At 47.1% G+C, this 17,448-nt stretch carries 25 protein-coding genes; 10 read left to right on the top strand and 15 right to left on the bottom strand.

Annotated features, from left to right (window positions below; translation table 11 throughout):
- Nucleotides 1-53: 53 nt before the first annotated feature.
- Nucleotides 54-581, bottom strand: a complete 528-nt coding sequence (locus tag ACQ4M5_RS09795) for a GAF domain-containing protein (RefSeq protein WP_430675397.1) — start codon at nt 579-581, stop codon at nt 54-56.
- Nucleotides 571-1,395, bottom strand: a complete 825-nt coding sequence (locus ACQ4M5_RS09800; RefSeq protein ID WP_430675398.1) for a DUF3891 family protein — start codon at nt 1,393-1,395, stop codon at nt 571-573. The genes ACQ4M5_RS09795 and ACQ4M5_RS09800 overlap by 11 nt, the downstream gene beginning before the upstream one ends.
- Nucleotides 1,396-1,472: 77 nt before the next feature.
- Between ACQ4M5_RS09800 and ACQ4M5_RS09805 the strand changes: the two genes are divergently transcribed.
- The 5 genes from ACQ4M5_RS09805 to ACQ4M5_RS09825 all read left to right on the top strand — a co-directional run bounded on the left by ACQ4M5_RS09805 (nt 1,473) and on the right by ACQ4M5_RS09825 (nt 3,283).
- On the top strand, nt 1,473-1,673 hold the full coding sequence (locus ACQ4M5_RS09805; protein WP_430675399.1) for a type II toxin-antitoxin system VapB family antitoxin: 201 nt from the start codon (nt 1,473-1,475) through the stop codon (nt 1,671-1,673).
- A complete protein-coding gene (locus ACQ4M5_RS09810) occupies nt 1,670-1,897 on the top strand; it encodes a hypothetical protein (protein ID WP_430675400.1) in 228 nt (75 codons plus the stop codon). The genes ACQ4M5_RS09805 and ACQ4M5_RS09810 overlap by 4 nt, the downstream gene beginning before the upstream one ends.
- Nucleotides 1,884-2,069 carry a hypothetical protein gene (locus ACQ4M5_RS09815; protein WP_430675401.1) on the top strand — a complete coding sequence of 62 codons (186 nt, stop codon included), beginning with the start codon at nt 1,884-1,886 and terminating at the stop codon, nt 2,067-2,069. Before ACQ4M5_RS09810 ends, ACQ4M5_RS09815 begins: the two co-directional genes overlap by 14 nt.
- A 236-nt stretch (nt 2,070-2,305) precedes the next feature.
- Entirely contained in the window at nt 2,306-2,821 is a 516-nt protein-coding gene (locus ACQ4M5_RS09820; protein WP_430675402.1) for an orange carotenoid protein N-terminal domain-containing protein, read from the top strand.
- Nucleotides 2,822-2,887: 66 nt separating this feature from the next.
- On the top strand, nt 2,888-3,283 hold the full coding sequence (locus ACQ4M5_RS09825) for a ketosteroid isomerase family protein (protein ID WP_430675403.1): 396 nt from the start codon (nt 2,888-2,890) through the stop codon (nt 3,281-3,283).
- Here the strand turns inward: ACQ4M5_RS09825 and ACQ4M5_RS09830 are convergent.
- The 7 genes from ACQ4M5_RS09830 to ACQ4M5_RS09860 all read right to left on the bottom strand — a co-directional run bounded on the left by ACQ4M5_RS09830 (nt 3,280) and on the right by ACQ4M5_RS09860 (nt 8,899).
- The gene (locus tag ACQ4M5_RS09830; protein WP_430675404.1) at nt 3,280-3,714 is read right to left on the bottom strand and encodes a hypothetical protein; all 435 of its coding nucleotides are present in this window, start codon (nt 3,712-3,714) and stop codon (nt 3,280-3,282) included. The two genes, ACQ4M5_RS09825 and ACQ4M5_RS09830, sit on opposite strands and share 4 nt — an antisense overlap.
- A gap of 386 nt (nt 3,715-4,100) precedes the next feature.
- A complete protein-coding gene (locus tag ACQ4M5_RS09835; protein ID WP_430675405.1) occupies nt 4,101-5,138 on the bottom strand; it encodes a Rieske 2Fe-2S domain-containing protein in 1,038 nt (345 codons plus the stop codon).
- 2 nt (nt 5,139-5,140) lie between these two features.
- Nucleotides 5,141-6,295, bottom strand: a complete 1,155-nt coding sequence (locus ACQ4M5_RS09840) for an LptF/LptG family permease (protein ID WP_430675406.1) — start codon at nt 6,293-6,295, stop codon at nt 5,141-5,143.
- Between the two features lie 4 nt (nt 6,296-6,299).
- Entirely contained in the window at nt 6,300-7,028 is a 729-nt protein-coding gene (gene lptB, locus ACQ4M5_RS09845; RefSeq protein ID WP_430675407.1) for an LPS export ABC transporter ATP-binding protein, read from the bottom strand.
- 42 nt (nt 7,029-7,070) lie between these two features.
- Nucleotides 7,071-7,541, bottom strand: a complete 471-nt coding sequence (locus ACQ4M5_RS09850; protein ID WP_430675408.1) for an LptA/OstA family protein — start codon at nt 7,539-7,541, stop codon at nt 7,071-7,073.
- Between the two features lie 169 nt (nt 7,542-7,710).
- Nucleotides 7,711-8,124, bottom strand: coding sequence for a DUF309 domain-containing protein (locus ACQ4M5_RS09855; RefSeq protein ID WP_430675409.1), 414 nt, complete (start codon nt 8,122-8,124; stop codon nt 7,711-7,713).
- A gap of 286 nt (nt 8,125-8,410) precedes the next feature.
- Nucleotides 8,411-8,899 carry a WbuC family cupin fold metalloprotein gene (locus ACQ4M5_RS09860; RefSeq protein WP_430675410.1) on the bottom strand — a complete coding sequence of 163 codons (489 nt, stop codon included), beginning with the start codon at nt 8,897-8,899 and terminating at the stop codon, nt 8,411-8,413.
- Nucleotides 8,900-8,937: 38 nt separating this feature from the next.
- Here ACQ4M5_RS09860 and ACQ4M5_RS09865 point away from each other — a divergent pair, with 38 nt between their 5' ends.
- The gene (locus tag ACQ4M5_RS09865; RefSeq protein ID WP_430675411.1) at nt 8,938-9,348 is read left to right on the top strand and encodes a gamma-glutamylcyclotransferase family protein; all 411 of its coding nucleotides are present in this window, start codon (nt 8,938-8,940) and stop codon (nt 9,346-9,348) included.
- A 36-nt stretch (nt 9,349-9,384) separates the two neighbouring features.
- On the opposite strand, the gene ACQ4M5_RS09870 is transcribed toward ACQ4M5_RS09865, so the two are convergent.
- The 3 genes from ACQ4M5_RS09870 to ACQ4M5_RS09880 form a co-directional block, all read right to left on the bottom strand.
- On the bottom strand, nt 9,385-9,867 hold the full coding sequence (locus ACQ4M5_RS09870; protein WP_430675412.1) for an anti-sigma factor family protein: 483 nt from the start codon (nt 9,865-9,867) through the stop codon (nt 9,385-9,387).
- Between the two features lie 191 nt (nt 9,868-10,058).
- Nucleotides 10,059-10,718 carry a sigma-70 family RNA polymerase sigma factor gene (locus tag ACQ4M5_RS09875; protein ID WP_430675413.1) on the bottom strand — a complete coding sequence of 220 codons (660 nt, stop codon included), beginning with the start codon at nt 10,716-10,718 and terminating at the stop codon, nt 10,059-10,061.
- Nucleotides 10,719-10,823: 105 nt separating this feature from the next.
- Nucleotides 10,824-11,072 carry a hypothetical protein gene (locus tag ACQ4M5_RS09880; RefSeq protein ID WP_430675414.1) on the bottom strand — a complete coding sequence of 83 codons (249 nt, stop codon included), beginning with the start codon at nt 11,070-11,072 and terminating at the stop codon, nt 10,824-10,826.
- Between the two features lie 197 nt (nt 11,073-11,269).
- On the opposite strand from ACQ4M5_RS09880, the gene ACQ4M5_RS09885 reads away from it, so the two are divergent.
- The 3 genes from ACQ4M5_RS09885 to ACQ4M5_RS09895 all read left to right on the top strand — a co-directional run bounded on the left by ACQ4M5_RS09885 (nt 11,270) and on the right by ACQ4M5_RS09895 (nt 13,110).
- Nucleotides 11,270-11,845 carry a L,D-transpeptidase gene (locus tag ACQ4M5_RS09885; RefSeq protein WP_430675415.1) on the top strand — a complete coding sequence of 192 codons (576 nt, stop codon included), beginning with the start codon at nt 11,270-11,272 and terminating at the stop codon, nt 11,843-11,845.
- A gap of 24 nt (nt 11,846-11,869) precedes the next feature.
- Nucleotides 11,870-12,493, top strand: coding sequence for a hypothetical protein (locus ACQ4M5_RS09890; RefSeq protein ID WP_430675416.1), 624 nt, complete (start codon nt 11,870-11,872; stop codon nt 12,491-12,493).
- A 134-nt stretch (nt 12,494-12,627) separates the two neighbouring features.
- Nucleotides 12,628-13,110, top strand: coding sequence for an NUDIX domain-containing protein (locus ACQ4M5_RS09895; RefSeq protein ID WP_430675417.1), 483 nt, complete (start codon nt 12,628-12,630; stop codon nt 13,108-13,110).
- On the opposite strand, the gene cysW is transcribed toward ACQ4M5_RS09895, so the two are convergent.
- The 3 genes from cysW to ACQ4M5_RS09910 are packed head-to-tail and all read right to left on the bottom strand — an operon-like array spanning nt 13,095 to nt 15,906.
- Entirely contained in the window at nt 13,095-13,940 is an 846-nt protein-coding gene (gene cysW, locus ACQ4M5_RS09900) for a sulfate ABC transporter permease subunit CysW (RefSeq protein ID WP_430675418.1), read from the bottom strand. The genes ACQ4M5_RS09895 and cysW overlap by 16 nt on opposite strands.
- Before the next feature lie 2 nt (nt 13,941-13,942).
- On the bottom strand, nt 13,943-14,833 hold the full coding sequence (gene cysT / locus ACQ4M5_RS09905; RefSeq protein WP_430675419.1) for a sulfate ABC transporter permease subunit CysT: 891 nt from the start codon (nt 14,831-14,833) through the stop codon (nt 13,943-13,945).
- Between the two features lie 17 nt (nt 14,834-14,850).
- The gene (locus tag ACQ4M5_RS09910) at nt 14,851-15,906 is read right to left on the bottom strand and encodes a sulfate ABC transporter substrate-binding protein (RefSeq protein ID WP_430675420.1); all 1,056 of its coding nucleotides are present in this window, start codon (nt 15,904-15,906) and stop codon (nt 14,851-14,853) included.
- A gap of 213 nt (nt 15,907-16,119) precedes the next feature.
- Here ACQ4M5_RS09910 and ACQ4M5_RS09915 point away from each other — a divergent pair, with 213 nt between their 5' ends.
- Nucleotides 16,120-17,430 (top strand): PQQ-dependent sugar dehydrogenase, encoded by a 1,311-nt coding sequence (locus ACQ4M5_RS09915; protein ID WP_430675421.1) that lies wholly within the window; start codon nt 16,120-16,122, stop codon nt 17,428-17,430.
- Nucleotides 17,431-17,448 lie beyond the last annotated feature (18 nt).

Here is a 17,448-nt window from a genome sequence, read left to right on the forward strand (position 1 = left end):
AAGTGAGGCAACATTATCAAATGTAATAAACACGACTATTGGTACTCCCTGCCTCATTCCTCTGGGGGATTTTTCGCCTGTTGTTCAATGTACTGGACAACGATCGGCGTAATCTTCTCTGTAATTTGGCTGAATGTCGATCGTTCTTCTTCGCTCCATTGTCGCGGTTGATTCATCAAACAAGGCTGCAATACGCCCCAAAGCTGATTGTTGTGACAAAGATGCCCGTGAATCAATGCCCGATGTCCAAAACTCTCCCGTTCAAATTCCGCATTCAAAACATCAGAACCCGCAGTCGTGACATCTTCGACAAAAATTGAAGGTTTAGTCGCCAGTGCCGCCGCAAACATTGGATCTTCATTGGGCAATGATTCCGGTTCAGGCTTCCAATCTTCGTCGTAAACCGTTGGAACATCCTCACTGCGAGTCCAGCAAAATGGAACCCGACCGAGTTTAGTACTTGGATCACGCAGATAGAGGAAACAGCGATCGCAGTTCAAATATTCGGCGATCGCGTTCATCAATTCAGGCAGTGCATGAGCCGACTTCGTTTCTAATAGTTCAGCAATTTCAGGCGGCATCTTTTACAAACGTCCATTCTAAAAGCTTACGAGGTGCAGTCTTAAGTGCTTCTGTGAGTTCATCATTGCTCTCAAATTTGACTTGAGTTAGCACTGTTGTTTCGACATTCACAGTGAATTGGTCATCTTGAAAACACCAGGGTGTAACTGTTACTAACCCGTTTTCAAGCTGTTTAATGTCATAGTCTTGACCATCGTGAGCTTTGCTAATTTCGAGCCGACGTTCATCTGCTGGAAGTTCTTGCTGGCAAAGGATCAAAGAACAGCGATCGCACCATTGCAGAAAGTCATAAGCTTGGATCGCTGCTTCTTCTGAAATGCCTAAATTTTCGCGCCACCGTTTCTGATTTTCTAACTGTTCTTGCAAAAATTTATCCGCTTCAGGGGTTCCACTCTTAGCTAAATTCAATCGATACAAGTGAATCGAAACTAACAATGCCACCCACCGACCGCGATAGAGTGAACCTTCAATATGCTTTCTCAAGCTGTGATAGTCGGTTTCTTGGTCGGTATCTTGTGTAAAGTCTTTTGGTGCGCCTGCTTTGTTTAAGTTATTCTCTTCCCATTCGCGCTCTAAGTCGTCATGGTGAGAGATTGCTGCGACCGTTTCATATAAGCGAGGGGGAGAATCTTTTCTGCGCCATTGTCCCGCGATTTGAGCCGCTAGAAGAGCATGGGCACGGTGGTAAATGACTTGCCAACCGTTTTGGGTTGCATTAACAATCATTGCGGTGATGGATGGAACGACACGACGAATCGTATTTGATCGCACCGTTTGAGCGAATCTATCTCGCGATCGAATAATTCCTCTCATTCAATCTGTCGATCGAGAAGTCGTTTACCGCAATGAAACACCGATAAACTAGAGAAATCAATATCACTCTGCTAACAATGGCTCATTCGATCAATCTAGATGAAACGCTGATGCAAGAAGCACTTGCAATTAGTGAGCAGCAGAACCCAGAAACCGTAGTTGAAACGGCTCTCCGTGAGTACATTCAGCGCCGTCAACGCGGCAAGATTGTAGAGCTATTTGGAACGATTGACTACGACGAAACTTATGATTACAAGGTGCAACGCCAAAGCTCATGAGCGTGATTGTCGATACTTCTGTTTGGTCATTGGCTCTACGCCGTAATGCACCCAATTCTCAAACGACTGATCGACTTCGCACTCTCATTACTGAAGATGAAGTGATTATTCTTGGAGCCATTCGCCAAGAAATTCTTTCTGGACTACGTACTCCTGAACAATTCACAAGGCTACGCGACTATCTTCGCGCTTTTCCGGACTTACTTAATTGTGACGCAGAATGACTATGAGACTGCTGCTGAGTTCTTCAATCTCTGCCGTCGCAATGGAGTTCAAGGATCAAATACCGATTTTTTGATTTGTGCTGTCGCTTATCGTCGCAACGACTCTATTTTTACGACGGATCAGGACTTCACAGCTTTTCAAGCCTACTTACCAATACTGCTGCTAGAGTAACGGCTACAACTTCTGCCCTCGATCGCTCAATTTCCACTATACCAACACGATTATCTTGGGTTATCCACGGATAAATCTGATATCAGTTTATCTAATCAGATATTTTGTAAAGTTTTATTTGCTAATTGTAAATTGGTGTTGCAGAATGATAAGCGTCTAGAGAAAAACGCCTTTAGGTTCTGCTTGTTCCGATTCTGAGCCAGGTTTCATACATACTCAATTTGATGGAGAGCGCTATGACCTTTTCCGCAGAGTCAACTTCCTCACGGTTTGCGAATCCTTATCTTTCAAGCATTCAAACCGATGCCGTTCCGACTGTGACCGCGCAGATTAAGCGCTTGAGTGTCGATGATCAGTTGGCAGTGCTTTGGTACATTTACACCGAAATGGGTCGATCGATTACGCCTGCTGCACCTGGAGCCGCTCGTTTACAGCTTGCCAATGGTTTGTTAACTCGAATCAGAACCGCATCTTTTTCTGAGCAGCTTGAGATCATGCGCGACTTGGCAGCTTGCCGGAATACGCCTGAGTCTCGTGCCTATGGTGTGCTAAGTGTGAATACGAAATTGGCATTCTGGTACGAGTTGGCAGAATGGATGCGCCAAGGGATTGCAGTGCCAATGCCCTCAGACTATCGTTTGCCAGAAGAAGGAATTGCTGCGATCGACAATCTTCGCCAGTTGGATATGGGGCAGCAAATCACCGTATTGCGGAATGCTGTTGTTGATATGGGCGTTGATCCGCTGGCATAGGTTTCCCTTGAGTCATGATGTGAGGCAGGTTTTTGAGCCTGCCTTTTTATATTTGGAGGCACTGAGATGCAAACCGTCGCAGCGATCGAGATTCCGCATTTAGTCATTGTTCGCTACTTTGAAACGCTCAATTCAGGCGAGTTCGAGGAAACCAGTCAGCTTTTCGCGATCGATGGTGCGATGCAGCCTCCGTTTGAATCTCAGATTGTGGGACGAGATGCGATCGCGGCTTATCTTCGCAAGGAAGCGCAATCCCTGAAGCTCTTTCCACAGCGATACAGTTCTAAGCTTCTCGATAATGGCTGCACTGAAGTTCAAGCGATCGGCAGAGTAGAAACATCTGTGTTCAGCGTTAATGTACAGTGGCAATTTATTCTCAGCCCAAATCAAGAGCTTTTCCTTGCCAAGATCAAACTATTGGCATCTTTAGAAGAATTACTACATTTGCGTCAGTTGAATTAAACCGCGATCGCTTGTTGCCAGCAGCGAGCTAACATCCGTCGCCCTAAATCAACATCTTTTGGCGAGCAGCACCAATCGGGATGTGCAGTCATCAACAAGCTTTCGAGCGTTTCACGATCGAACAAGTGCCATACGGGAGAGCCAAGTACGGTGGCTTCGATCGCATAACAATTTTCGCTGACACAGTGAATCTCACATTGCTCTGCTGCTCGGATGACGTGAATCTGCATTCCGGGCTGAAGCGATCGAAATTGACGGATTACACTCTTAAATTCATCCATTGAATCTACAGACAGTCCAGGAATCGCAACGATCAAATCATCCTGACTGTTGACTCGAATCCAGTAGCAGCGACTTGGATCAATACCTTCCAACCAAACCATTTCGTCATCCAACCGATAGCGAGGCGAGAGTGCGAAGGGTAAGTTCATGTGAGGATTCTTTTGCGTGTAGAGGGTGAGGACTCACTCAACTGTATGAGTTTCCTTAGTATTCGAGATTTGTTCCGAATATTTCAACGGAACGTAGCAAAAGTTATCAAATCGATGAGCAAACTTAATCAAAGCGATTTGAGCATAGAATCGCCTCTTGTTTAAGAGCATATTTGAAAAGTATAGGAAGATGCTTCACTCCGATGCGATTTCGCCCGTGATTGGAAATCACGGTCTATCGGAACAAAGTCCACTGAAGGGGACTGAAAGCTTCTTGTCGCAAACTCTTCAGTCTGTTTTAACAGACTTCGTTCCGATAGCCCCGAATTCCATTCGAGGGGCGATTAATGCGATGAACGACTACTTTTCAAACACCCTCTAAGTCACTAACTGCGCCATCTCAGGGTTTGTTCTTTCACCGGATTTACAAACGATCGATATTCCATTTGCGATCGCAGAAATTCCGCCTTGAGTTGGTAATACCATCGCGCTTGAGTATCGGCATCTTTAATCAACATCAAACCCGGATTATATTTCAGCCCGATTTGCTGTTTGATCACCATTTCCCGGTCTTGATTCAAGAAGGTTCGAGTCGCGGGAACGAGAAACGGCTTCAACAGATTAAACCAAGGAATCGTTGAGTAAAAAAGCGTCGTCACTTCTGTTTCGGTATCAGAAAGCGGAGTCATCGTGGTTAAGTTACAAACACGATGTTGTCTGGTAATCACTTGCTCGAATCGGACACCGGGAAGCTGAAAGGAAATCTCGACTTCTGGATCGCCACCAACTAAATCATAAAGAAAGGTCGATCGCTCTAATTTGTGTCGCCGCATGGTGAAGCCAAATGGCGATGGATCAAAGGTTTTTACTTCTTCTTCCAAGTTCGGATCAGCCCGCCACCACCACGATCGATGAACAAATGGAACGTGTGCTGGGTCCATTAATCCCGTCACCGCATGATCGAGATACGCGGGAAAATTCATCACGACCGCAGCTTGATAAGTACGATCGTCAAATCCTGGAACGCTAGGTGGCTCGTCTTCAGGCAGCGATTTTTCATCCTCGCCCATGAAGATCCAAATGTTTCCTTGAAGTTCGCGAACGGAATACGATCGCACTCGGAATCGAGAAAAATCGAGTTCCTGATCCTCAGTCAATGCTGGAATTGTCGTACATTGTCCAGCTTGATCAAATCGCCAACCGTGATAAGCACATTCCACTTCAGAGCCATCGAATCGTCCACAACTTAATGGAACAGCACGATGAGGGCAAATATCTCGGAGCGCGAACACTTTGCCCGATCGAGTTCTTCCAAATAAAATCGGTTCATTTAAGAGAATCTTCGCGATCGTTTGTCCCGGTTTCAGTTGACCTCCAGGAATCGCGTAATACCAAAGATTGCGAAGAAAGAGCGGTTTTTCCATTCCTAACGTGCTGCGCGTACTAATAGCCAACTTACCGCACCCATCCCGACAACGGTTGGCAACCAAGCGGCAAGAACTGGTGTGAAAATTTCCAATCGTCCGAACGCATCACAAACGAACGAGAGCAAGTAATACGTAAAGATGATCAAAATACTGATGGCAAAGCTGGCTCCTTTTCCGCCCCGTCGAGGACGAGTTCCCAACGTTGCGCCCGCTAAACCAAACACTAAACAAACAAACGGAAAGGCAATCTTTTGCTGAATCCGCATTCGTAGCTGATTTGCCCGTTTTTCATCTCCACTTTGTTTCACCAGTTGTAAATACTGCTGAACTTCACCGATATTCATTTCAGCCGAATCGGTTTTGTTCGCGGCAAGATCCAGGGGTGTTCGGGGGAGTTGGATCTGTTGTTGCTCGAATTTCAAAATGTTCCGATAAGAACCATTTGGATTCACCAGATAGATCGTGCCGTCGAAAAAATCCCAGGTTTGATCGTCATAATTCCACTGGGCTGAATTTGCTGTGACAATCTGATTTACGCCTTCCTGAGAAAAATCTAGCACTGTCAATTCCTGCATCCGAGTTCCATCGAATCGCTGTGCATAGAAGATTCGATCGAGCGTTTGCTGTGTCGTTCCATCCGGTTGCTTCACATCGCGATACTGCTGAAATACGATATTTTTCTCATCGAATTTCGGCTTTTCCTGCTTAAGTGCCTGTTCTAGCGTCAATCCTGCCTGATATTTCGCCGCTGGCACGATCGCTTCGTTAAAGGCAAACGTCATGACCGACACGAGAAAGCTGAGTACGATCGCAGGCGCAATCAGCCGATACACACTAATCCCCGCACTTCGTAGCGCAATCAATTCACTATCGGTCGATAAACGGCTATAGACGATCAAGGTCGAAAGCAGGGTCGCCATCGGAAACGACAAGGCAACAAACTCTGGCATCCGTAGCAAGAGAACCCGACCCGCCACATCCAACGGCAATCCGAGTTCCGTCATCTGCCGAATGAGTTCAAATACGGCTCCAACCGACACCAAAATCGATGAAAATGCCGCCACTCCGAAGATAAACGGACTGGTCAACTGACGCGCAATATAGCGATCGAGGACTGAAATCAGCGATCGTGGGGGCGAGGAAGCTAGGGACATAATTTTAGATCTGGAAATTATCTCCGAGATAATACTGGCGGACTAAAGGATTATTGTAAAGTTCCTCAGCGCTACCAGAGGCGAGAATTTGACCGTCGCGCATGATGTAAGCTCGATCGATAATTGCCAAGGTCTCACGGACATTATGATCGGTAATCAGAATGCCCATGTGTCGATCGCGCAATTGAGCAATGATGTCCTGAATCTCAGCAACCGCGATCGGATCAACGCCCGCAAACGGTTCATCCAGAAAGAGAAATTTTGGTCCATCGACTCCAGTTGCTAATGCTCGTGCGAGTTCAGTCCGCCGCCGTTCTCCTCCAGACACTTGAATTCCCAAAGTCGAAGCCACTTTTTCGAGCCGGAACTCTTTGAGCAAGCTATTTAATCGATCGTTCCATTGCCATCTCGGAACTTTCGTCTGTTCCAGCACCAATAAAATATTGTCTCGAACCGTCAAATACCGGAAGATACTTGCCTCTTGAGCCAGATACCCGATTCCAAGATGAGCGCGTTTATTGATTGGGAGATGAGTGACATCCTTATCGTTCAGCAGAACCTTACCGCTGTCCGGCTTTTCCAGTCCAGTTGCAATGTAAAACGTCGTCGTTTTTCCGGCTCCATTCGGACCCAAAAGCCCAACCACTTCACCTTGAGAAACGGATAAACTGACGCGATTTACAATTTGACGATCGCCAAACGATTTATGGATATTTTCTAGAACAATTCTCAAAACCCACTCCTGGAACCTGTATGAGATGAAGAGGGGACGTAACTAGCGATTGGTCGATTGCTGCAACTGAGGTCTTGGACTAAATGGAGCCGGATTTGCGGGTGTGGGTGTCGTCGGCGCGGGTGGCGCTTCGATCAGGTAAATCGCTTCGACTTGCTTATTTGGCTGCGGGAGCGCGACAAATCGCCCTTCATCGACCAAATACGTGATCGTTTCTCCTCGTAAACTATTGCCTTGTTGCAAGACGTAGACATCTCCCGACAGAACGATTCGCCGCTCGTTGCTGTAATAAATCGCTTGGGCAGAAGTCGCCTGGATTTGACGGGCAGGATAGTTGATTTGAACATTGCCTTTTGCGACCACGACTCCGGTTCGGGCGTTGGCTTCAGTGCTATTCGCTCTGAGGGTTAGTGGAGAAGCGGCGGGTGCTTGAGCGATCGAATTACTACCAGTGGCGAGAATTGTGGCAGTAATAGCGGGGAGAAGGAAAAGCGATCGACGAAGACGAGACATGGGCGGAGACTGATTGAGTAAGGATGAACGGAAGAATGTCACCGAATATATCATTACAGAAAGTTAATCAAACTCGATCGACGAATTCTTTGAATATTCGGCAGATATTCATAGTGTGCTGAATTTAGAGACGAACGACCAGTATCGCAAGTTTCGGATATCTATTGATTCAAGCTGAAGTTTCGATCTTCTGGATGATTGGTGGACGAAGAAAAATGCGATCGTCCAATTCAGAGGGAGTTGTCACAATTCGGGAAACGCGATCGGCTCCGATCGTCTGAACTTGGCTGAGAAATTCGGCGGTTTCATCGACTAACTGTTCGACGTTAATTCCGCCATAATCGGGCTGATAATCGCCCAACCGACTTAATCCTTCTCCCATCAAGATCACGGCTCCGCGCCAATTGTGATTCCCTAAGTGATATAACCCGACGGCTATCTGCAAGATTCCCTGATAGAACTTTTTGTCAAACATGGGAGCCTCGATCCAGATTGCTTCTAGAGTGTCATGACACGCATAGAATTCGCCTTGATTAAACTGATCAACACCCTGCCAAAATTCTTCTGGGATCTCTGTGTCCATAGTGTTTCACTTAAATTACGGGCAAGGAGATATTTTAGAAGGCAGCGTTCATTGCATCGATCGCCCCTCGAATGGAATTCGGGGCTATCGGAACAAAGTCTGTTGAAACAGACTGAAGAGCTTACTATGGAAGGCTTTAGTCCCCTTTAGTGGACTTTGGTACCGATAGACCGTGATTTCCAATCACGGGCGAACTCGCAACGCAGCGAAATGAATTCTTTATTCCATCATCTCCTGAAACCATATTCTCTGAAAATTGACACAGCAAGCATCTGCCCTCAGAAAATTATTCAAAGTAGCTTTGCCAAGTTTCCACCCATTGTTTTGCTTCAGGCGTATTCTCTAACGGAAATTGCGGCAGAAAATCCTTGTCATCCATTGGAATATAAGGACCTTCTTTGAGTTCAAACATTACTGAATCAGGCTCGATCGCAATTAATGTATGAAACATTCCCTCACCCAGTTCAACCCCGCGAGTCGTTCCCGTTGCGCTAATTTTTTCAGTCCGAATCACTTCCCCCGCTTCATTCAAAATCAGAATTCCGATCGCACCGTTCAACACCAGAAAAAACTCAAATCCATTCGCATCTCCAGAACGAATATGCCGATGAGGACGCACATAAGTTCCAGGCTGCAACACATTTAGAAACCGCTGAACTCGATCGCTATGTTCATGAAAGTTGTGATTCTTGCGCTGACGAGGACTCGATCGAGCTTGTTCGGCGACCGACTCCATCAACGGCTGAGTCAAACACTTAATCGGTAATTGATTCATAGGGCAAATAGAATAATTGAAACCGCTTTGACTTCGTGATGATTACTGTATTCGTCTACGGCACGTTAAAACCTGATGAAAGCAACTATTTTCTTTGTGTCGATCGCGTAACTTCATCAAAACCTGCGATCGTTCACGCTGCTCTTTATGATTTGCCGTTTGGCTATCCCGCGATCGTGCCTGGAGATGGAATCACTCACGGCTATCTCCTAACGTTCGATGATCCTAAAATTCTAGAAATCTTGGACGAGTACGAGCAGCACGAACCAGAAGCGATCGCGCCTTATGGATCAGATAACGATTACGAGCGTCGAGAACTTGAAGTGTTTGATTTCAACGGAACTCGAATCGGAATGGCTTGGGCGTATGTGATGAAATTAGAACAAGTCGATCGCTTAGGTGGCATCCGAATTCCAGGCGGCATTTGGCACACAAAAAATCACCCGTAGCCGAACCGCCACGGGCAACACAAACTGCCAATATTTTTAATTTCGACTGCGCGAACCCGGTTGAGTATTTGCAACCTTGATCGACACCACCGGACGATCGAGCGCAACCATCAAATCATCCGTCACTACGGGCTGTTCATTCGCCTGCACGGTTGGCTGCTTGGTCGGTTCGACTTGTGCCATTTGAGGCTGGCGAACACTAAACAACGAAACTGCACCTAGCACAGCAGCAGCGATCGCAGCACCACCCCAAACTAAGCGGAATTTCGGACGACGATCGACCTTTGCCAACACTTGATCCACCGTTCTTTCAACCGATTGAACCGGAGCAGGAGCAGGCAGTGATCGGAACGCATGACGGAGTTTTAGCAAGCGAGCATGAAGCTGTTGAACTGAGGCATCGGTAGACAACCATTCCTCAACTTGTTTGCGCTCACTCGCAGTCACTTCCCCATCCAAATAGGCACTAAGCAACTCAAAGCGATCGCGGGCGTTTAACTGGGAATCAGAGGGAGGCATAGCGTTATTGAGCGAATCAAAATTGGAGTTCATCGAGAGTTCACTATTCGTGTAATCGAGAATCTTGCGGGTCGAACGATTTTCAGTGTATTCAACCACTCCTCAAAGCACAATTCTCATTTCGAGCTACGTCTGAAAGTATATTAACAAAGCCAATCTGAAGTTTTCGTAATCTTACGGAGAGTTTAGATTTATTGTCCGTCAAGATAGTTTTGAAGTTGGGACTGTAACCGATGACGCGCACGGGCAATCCGCGATTTCACGGTTCCGAGCGAGACTCCGGTGAGTTCCGCAATTTCTTCATAAGCCATGCCTTCGATTTCTCGCAGCACGATCGTCGTGCGGAAGACTTCGGGCAGGTCAGCGATCGCTTCGTTCAACTGATCGTAGAATTCCCGCGTCGTCAGATCTTCATCAGGTCCGGGCGTTTCTGATGCGATTTCCCAATCCATTTCACCATCATCCAGTGACAACGGGGCATCAAGCGAAAGCGGCGTAGCTGTCCGTTTGCGCTTGCGGAGTTCATCGTAGAAAAGATTGGTGGCAATGCGACTCAGCCACCCACGGAATTTCACGGGTTCATTCAGGCGGGTAATGTTGCGATAGACGCGAATCCAGACTTCTTGGGCGAGGTCGGCGCGGTCTTGCCAGTCGGGAGCCAGGTGATAGAGGACTTTATCGACATGAGACTGATACCGCCGCATGAGTTCCGAAAATACGGCTTTCTCAGGGCGATGTCCAATCTGACATTGCAACACTAAATCGTAATTAGAGAGTTTTTCTGCTTGCACTGGACTCTGAAGAACCTTTGGCTCGATCGATGACCAGGATACAGGAAGGGACTGACTCATGGGCGGATGACGGTTGGGTTTGACGTTCCGTTTTGAATGACTTTTCTCGCCCTGAAAAGGTTCCTTCAAGTTTGCTGATCTGATCCAGGATATCTCGCAGCCGTTCTACCTGTCAGAATCTTGCAACAGAAATACGCTTCCGGAGAGATTTTCGTCTGGGAAGCTTGCTAGATGATGCGGTTCGGTTTCGGCTGAAGTTCTCAAGCTGTTTGGGGTCGGGGTTGACCAGTTGTGTAGCCAGCTTAGGACGATCGTGATGACGATCGCTAAAAATAATTTTTCTTTCATCGCTCTACTCACACCGAAACACCACGTTTGCCAGCATTGTAGATTCGGATCTTGGGGGTGAACCATTTTCAATTTGTGCTTCATCTAACCTTGGTCAGAGTCTTAAAATTCGTAGATCTTCCGGTTGGGAGAAGCAAGGTTCGTAGTAGTTACGAATTTGACAATGATATACCTATAGATTGAATCTACTTGCGTCTTAAGATTCACAGGGTGATGGAGTAGTTCCGGGCAAAATAAAAAAGTTGCAGTAATTTCGATCGACGATGCCAGCAAAAGTCCAAAATTCATCGCTTCCAAGAGCGCTCATGACCTTTTGTATGATCGCGGGATGTACGATCGCGGTTTTACAATTGCGCCGATTGCCTGCCGTTGCGTTTCCAAACATCGAATTGCCTGATTTTCAAGCGATGATTGCTCCGAAGCCGAGTCCATCTCCGTCCCTGGTGATTGATACAAAATTGGTGGTGGATTTAAGCGATCGTAAAGTTCGACTCTATGAGAACAAGAAATTAAAAGCGACTTATCGAATCGCGATCGGGCAGGAAGGCTGGGAAACTCCGACAGGAACATTTAAAGTGCAGCAGATGTACGAGAATCCTGCTTGGAAACATCCGATTACAGGCGAAGAGATTCCACCTGGTAGTAAAGATAATCCATTGGGCAAACGCTGGATCGGGTTTACTTCACAAGACAAGCTGTTAATCGGATTTCATGGAACGACTGATTATTCGCTAATTGGGCAAGCAGTTTCACATGGCTGTCTGAGAATGAAAAATGCGGATGTGATTGCACTATATAAAGAGATTCAGGTCGGAACTCCGGTTATCGTGAAACAATAGAGTCCGTGAAAGCTGAGATTCTTCATGCCCTCAATTCTGAACGAAGACCAAACTTACACCTTTAGTAACTTCTTTGAGTTGCGACTAGACGCGATCGATCTGGCAAACTATTTCGGCTATCAATTTCGTCGCGCTCCGCTTTCTCTGCCTCAATATTCAGGAACGCTCGATCGACTGCCGCAACTCGAAGAAGATTTGTTCGATATTATTCCTCGATTAGTGCGGATGAATGAGCAATCGAAACGAGAAGCATTGATCTTTCCGGTGATCAAAACAGCGGCTCGTTACGCAAATGCTTTAATCCGCATCGAACAACCGCTCAAAATCACTCATCAATTACAAGGCTCATTAGATTACTTGCTCTCGACAGACAATCTGCATCAACTGGTCGTGATCGAAGCAAAACAGGGCGATATCGATTATGGATTTACTCAATTGCTGTCTGAATTAATTGCACTCGACCAATGGGAACGATCGCCCACGCAAGAACAGCAATCGCACCTAATTGGAGCCGTAACGATCGGGGAATTGTGGCGATTTGGCATTCTCGATCGAGCGAAAAAACAAATTTGCGAGGACGTAATCGGCTATCGTGTTCCAAGTGATTTGGAAACGCTGTTGCGTCTATTAATTCAAGCTTTGCTATAGCAATCCTAAATCAGTCGTGAAATCAAGATTGATCGCGCCCCCTAGCCCCCAAGTTTGGGGGAACCGGAGTTTTAGCCCCAGAATTGGGGGTTTGGGGGCGTTCCTGAATCTTACAACTCAAAACGGATTGCTATATGAAACACCGAATTCGATCGGCTGGATTAATCGCCCGCGAAGATGAGATCTTATTGGTCGCTCACAAATCGCCTATCACTGGAGAGACAATCTGGATTCCTCCCGGTGGCGGCGTTGAACGAGAAGACGAATCGATTTTTGCTTGTGCCGCTCGTGAGATTTTTGAAGAAACGGGACTCACTGCGAGTTTGTCTAGAATCGCTTATGTTCGAGAGTTCTATGATGCTCAGTCGAACACTCGCAGTTGTGAATTCTTTTGTGTCGTCGATCGCTTTTCTGGAACTCCCACGATCGAGCATCTTCCCCCAACTGCCCCCGATTCGGATTGGATCACTGAGGTTCGATGGGTTAAACGGGAAGAACTCGATCGACTTGTGATTTATCCGGAGGAGTTGCGCGATCGCTTCTGGCAAGATTTGAAAGATGGCTTTCCTACAGTTCACCATTTAGGCTTGCAAACCCGCGATTATTCTTCATCCTGAACTTTCGTTTTACGCTGCATAAATTCCTTGATTACAAGTGTGACGACTGCTAACAACGCTAATAAGACCGCAGCCGAATAAGCCGATTCAGTCGCATACTGCTTGTATTCTTCTTCTACAAACAGCGGCAAACTCTGAGTTTTTCCAGCCAAGTTCCCAGAGACGACCGACACCGCACCAAATTCGCCCATTGCTCTCGCATTCGTCAGAATCACACCATAGAGCAATCCCCAGCGAATACTCGGTAGCGTCACTCTCCAGAACGTTTGCCAGCTATTAGCTCCCAAGGTGCTTGCAGCTTCTTCTTGTTCGGGTCCAATTTCTTCGAGAACCGGAATCACCTCACGAGCCACAAACGGCAAACTTACAAACATGGTTGCCAGTACCATTCCGGGGAACGCAAAGATAATTCTGATATCGGCTGCCTGCAACAGTGGACTAAACCAGCCATTTCGCCCATACAGCAAGACCAGCATCAAACCCGCAACCACAGGCGAAATCGCAAACGGTAGATCGATGATGCTCAAGAGTAGAGTCCGACCACGAAACTGTTTTCGTGCGAGTGCCCAAGCTGCACAGAGTCCGAAAACGATATTGAGGGGAACTGAGATTGCAGCAAGCGCGATCGTTAATCTCACCGCGACCAAAAAATTCGGTTGTCGTAGATTGGCAAGAAACGGACCAATTCCTTTCCTAAATGCCTGATAAAAGACGTTAATCGCGGGAATGTAGATAATCAGAGCGAGGAATGCGATCGCGATTGTAATCAGCACGATCGGAACCCATTCAGTTTTTTGTTTCGTCCGGGTGGAAGGCACGATCGTACTCATAGTTAGTGTCCTACTCGTCTGCTAGAAGAATTGTTGTCGTAACGTCTGCCCCAAGCTTGTAAAAGATTCAAGCCCAATAGCATCACAAGTGAAATCACTAAGAGAACGACTCCGATCACAGTCGCGCCTGCATAGTCATATTGTTCTAAACGCTGAAAAATTAATACAGGTGCAATCAAATCTTTGAATGGAGTATTAGATGCAACGATCACAGTAGAACCATATTCCCCAACTGCTCGCGAAAATCCTAATGCAACTCCAGTCAGAATCGCAGGCAACAATGGCGGAAGAATCACATACCGAAACGTTTCCCATTCAGATGCGCCCAAACTCCAAGCGGCTTCTTCGATCTCTTTTTCCATCTCAGCTAACACAGGTTGAACCGTCCGAATCACAAATGGTAACGAGATGAAGATCATCGCAATTCCAACACCGAGACGAGTGAAAGCAACTTTAATTCCAAACGGTGCAAGCAATGAGCCAATCCAACCGTTTTGACTATACACTGTTGCTAAAGTTAAACCTGCGACCGCAGTTGGAAGTGCAAACGGTAAATCAACGGAAGCATCAATAAATCGCTTCAACGGAAAGTCATATCGAACTAACACCCAAGCGATCAAGGTTCCGAATACGCCATTGATCAAAGAAGCGATCAGGGAAGTTGTAAACGTGATGTCATAAGTTGCAAGTGCGATCGGGCTTGTGGCAATCTGCCAAAATCGATCGAATCCGACCGTCGATGCTCTCAACAACATCGCACTTACGGGAATAAATAACATGACCGTGAGATAACCGATCATGATTCGCCAAGTCCAAGGCGCTTGGACGATCGATTTCGCGAACCCTTTCCCAACTGGAACTTTTTCAGACGATTCTGGGCTGGTAGCAACCATTTTGTTTCTACTCCGATTTACGATTTTGAGGCAGTCAGGGTTTGATCAAACACGCCGCCTTCTTCAAAGAACTTCTTCTGTACAGCGCTCCAGCCGCCAAAATCCTGGATCGTAGCGATCGTATTGACCGGAGGCAAAGTTGTCTCGGTCTTAGCAGTGAGCGGACGATAACCGAGTTTGATAAATTCAGCTTGCGCTTCTGGCGTAAAGAGAAATTGGACAAACGCTTCTGCAACTTTGCGCGTTCCATGTTTATCGACGTTTTTATCGACGATCGCCACGGGAGTATCGATCGATAAATTCACATCAGGAGCGACGTACTCAATCTCTGCTCCTTTCTGTCTTGCCAAAATCACTTCGTTCTCATAGTTGATCAGCGCTTCGCCTTGTCCCTGTTTGATAAACGCATCCATCGACTCTCGCGCGTCTCTGGCAGAAACCACTACATTTCGATAAGCCTGGGCGACGAACTGTTTCGCCTTCTCTACATCGTTATTGCTGCGTTTAAGCGCATCATTCCACAGCACCAAATAATTCCATCGTGCGCCGCCAGAAGTTTTAGGATCGGCTGTCACCCAATTCACACCGTCGCGCTCTAGGTCTTGGAAGGTTTGAATGTTTTTGGGATTACCCGGACGAACGACGATCGCTGCAACCGTTTTCGCTACCGTTCCATTATTCGGAGTGCGCTTTTCCCAATCTGGATTAATCAGTCCAGCTTGCACTAATTTTTTAGTATCGGCTGCAAGCGCTAAATGCGTAATGTCCGCTTCCAGACCGTCAACGACTGCACGAGTTTGCGTTCCCGAACCTCCGTAGCTCTGAACAAACGTCACTTCTTGCCCGGTTTGTTGTTTCCACTGTTCGACAAACTTTGGAATAATGGCATCGTGAGCGGCTCTGGGAACAGCATAAGAAACCAGCATGAGTTCGACTCTGTTGGAGTTCGCAGCGGTGAGATTGCCACACGACGCGATCGCTAAACTCAAACTCGCTCCGATGAAGAAAAGCGCGATCGTGTTTCTCAATCTCCAAAGAAGCGCTAATTTTGTCCAAAATCGCCCGCCCTGCATCGCTTTCTCCTTGAGATGTCCGGTTTCTCAGTCGTATTACCGGATTTTTTGTCGATCCTCATCCTATCGGGGAATGGAGCAGATCGCAATAACCATCTCCCCTTTTCTGGGCGGATTATGTGGGTTTGCAAAAATGGAAACAATCTACTGCCCCGAAGATGTCAGATTCACATTCAGTCTGTAATCTAGTAGCAAGTTGCACAGTCCCCACCCATGCTGATCCGTTTTCCCAAGAGTGCGATCGTCGCGCTGATTGCGATCGCTGCCTTGAGTTCCTGTTCTGCACCGAATTCTGAAGTCGTGAATGAAACACAGTCTGCTCAGGCATCCACACCCAATCGCAACATTCAAATAGAGGTGCTGAATCCAGAGCCGATTCGGATTGATCTCGCGCAACTTCCACAGCCCGGACGAACCGAAAGCGCTTCAAAACCGCCGACAGTTGTGCCAATTCCAGAAAATCCGGTGCTGCGGGTTCCAGTTGGTTTTACCGTGAATGTGTTTGCGGAGGGACTCGATCGACCTCGCTGGCTGGCATTGGCTCCGAATGGGGACGTTTTGGTGACAGAAACTCGGAGAAATCAAATCACGAAATTGCAGCATCGGGATGGCGTAGTTTTTAGCCGCAGACCGTTCGCGACTGCTGAAAATGGATTAAATTTGCCGCTAGGAATGGCGTTTGCGGGTGATTCGTTCTATGTGGGCAATACCGATGCGGTGTTGCGGTTTCCGTATGCGAACGATTCTATTTCTGGACGGGGTGAAAAAATCGCAGAACTTCCAGGACAAGGATATAACCAGCATTGGACGAGAAACGTAGTCGTTTCGCCGGATGGACAAAGATTATTTGTTTCCGTGGGATCTCGATCGAATGCCGATGAGGAACCGTTACCTCGTGCTTCAGTTCAGGTAATGAACTTAGACGGAAGCGATCGACGAACCTTCGCATCCGGTTTACGCAATCCAGTCGGACTCGCTTTCAATCCAGCCACAGGCGCACTTTTCGCCACGGTAAATGAGCGGGATCAGCTTGGAGATGGACTTGTACCGGATTATCTAACGCAAGTCGATGAAGGCGCATTTTATGGATGGCCTTACGCCTATCTAACTCCCGATCGACTCGATCCCCGTCACGTCAAGTCTGATGGAAAAAGCACTCGTCCCGATCTCGCTGCTAAAACTCGTACTCCAGATGTCTTATTCGAGGCGCATTCTGCCGCGTTAGGCTTGAAGTTCTACACAGGCAACACCTTTCCAGAAAGATATCGCAATGGAGCCTTTGTTGCCTTTCGGGGATCGTGGAATCGATCGCAAGGAACTGGGTATAAAATCGTATTCGTTCCATTCAGCGATGGTCGCCCGACTGGAGAGTATGAAGATTTTCTCACTGGATTTTTGCTCGATCCGAAAGTGCCGAGCACTTGGGGCAGACCTGTGGGGCTATTGGTCTTGAACGATGGCAGTCTGTTATTTACCGATGAAGCGAACAATCGAATTTATCGGATTCAATATGCTGCGAAATAACACTCGATCGCCTGAGAT

The organism is Leptolyngbya sp. AN10 (genome assembly GCF_050565645.1).
Classification (GTDB): domain Bacteria; phylum Cyanobacteriota; class Cyanobacteriia; order Leptolyngbyales; family Leptolyngbyaceae; genus Leptolyngbya.

Bases quoted from the DNA above. Each gene is read 5' to 3' on its own strand.
- ACQ4M5_RS09860 (WP_430675410.1), bottom strand. From the start codon at position 8,899: ATGAATCAATTACCGATTAAGTGTTTGACTCAGCCGTTGATGGAGTCG.
- ACQ4M5_RS09835 (WP_430675405.1), bottom strand. From the start codon at position 5,138: ATGGAAAAACCGCTCTTTCTTCGCAATCTTTGGTATTACGCGATTCCT.
- ACQ4M5_RS09890 (WP_430675416.1), top strand. From the start codon at position 11,870: ATGCCCTCAATTCTGAACGAAGACCAAACTTACACCTTTAGTAACTTC.
- ACQ4M5_RS09800 (WP_430675398.1), bottom strand. From the start codon at position 1,395: ATGAGAGGAATTATTCGATCGCGAGATAGATTCGCTCAAACGGTGCGA.
- ACQ4M5_RS09820 (WP_430675402.1), top strand. From the start codon at position 2,306: ATGACCTTTTCCGCAGAGTCAACTTCCTCACGGTTTGCGAATCCTTAT.
- ACQ4M5_RS09895 (WP_430675417.1), top strand. From the start codon at position 12,628: ATGAAACACCGAATTCGATCGGCTGGATTAATCGCCCGCGAAGATGAG.
- ACQ4M5_RS09795 (WP_430675397.1), bottom strand. From the start codon at position 581: ATGCCGCCTGAAATTGCTGAACTATTAGAAACGAAGTCGGCTCATGCA.
- ACQ4M5_RS09825 (WP_430675403.1), top strand. From the start codon at position 2,888: ATGCAAACCGTCGCAGCGATCGAGATTCCGCATTTAGTCATTGTTCGC.
- ACQ4M5_RS09885 (WP_430675415.1), top strand. From the start codon at position 11,270: ATGCCAGCAAAAGTCCAAAATTCATCGCTTCCAAGAGCGCTCATGACC.
- ACQ4M5_RS09910 (WP_430675420.1), bottom strand. From the start codon at position 15,906: ATGCAGGGCGGGCGATTTTGGACAAAATTAGCGCTTCTTTGGAGATTG.
- cysT (WP_430675419.1), bottom strand. From the start codon at position 14,833: ATGGTTGCTACCAGCCCAGAATCGTCTGAAAAAGTTCCAGTTGGGAAA.
- cysW (WP_430675418.1), bottom strand. From the start codon at position 13,940: ATGAGTACGATCGTGCCTTCCACCCGGACGAAACAAAAAACTGAATGG.
- ACQ4M5_RS09810 (WP_430675400.1), top strand. From the start codon at position 1,670: ATGAGCGTGATTGTCGATACTTCTGTTTGGTCATTGGCTCTACGCCGT.
- ACQ4M5_RS09915 (WP_430675421.1), top strand. From the start codon at position 16,120: ATGCTGATCCGTTTTCCCAAGAGTGCGATCGTCGCGCTGATTGCGATC.
- ACQ4M5_RS09830 (WP_430675404.1), bottom strand. From the start codon at position 3,714: ATGAACTTACCCTTCGCACTCTCGCCTCGCTATCGGTTGGATGACGAA.
- ACQ4M5_RS09855 (WP_430675409.1), bottom strand. From the start codon at position 8,124: ATGGACACAGAGATCCCAGAAGAATTTTGGCAGGGTGTTGATCAGTTT.
- ACQ4M5_RS09850 (WP_430675408.1), bottom strand. From the start codon at position 7,541: ATGTCTCGTCTTCGTCGATCGCTTTTCCTTCTCCCCGCTATTACTGCC.
- ACQ4M5_RS09875 (WP_430675413.1), bottom strand. From the start codon at position 10,718: ATGAGTCAGTCCCTTCCTGTATCCTGGTCATCGATCGAGCCAAAGGTT.
- ACQ4M5_RS09880 (WP_430675414.1), bottom strand. From the start codon at position 11,072: ATGGTTCACCCCCAAGATCCGAATCTACAATGCTGGCAAACGTGGTGT.
- ACQ4M5_RS09870 (WP_430675412.1), bottom strand. From the start codon at position 9,867: ATGCCTCCCTCTGATTCCCAGTTAAACGCCCGCGATCGCTTTGAGTTG.
- ACQ4M5_RS09865 (WP_430675411.1), top strand. From the start codon at position 8,938: ATGATTACTGTATTCGTCTACGGCACGTTAAAACCTGATGAAAGCAAC.
- ACQ4M5_RS09840 (WP_430675406.1), bottom strand. From the start codon at position 6,295: ATGTCCCTAGCTTCCTCGCCCCCACGATCGCTGATTTCAGTCCTCGAT.
- ACQ4M5_RS09805 (WP_430675399.1), top strand. From the start codon at position 1,473: ATGGCTCATTCGATCAATCTAGATGAAACGCTGATGCAAGAAGCACTT.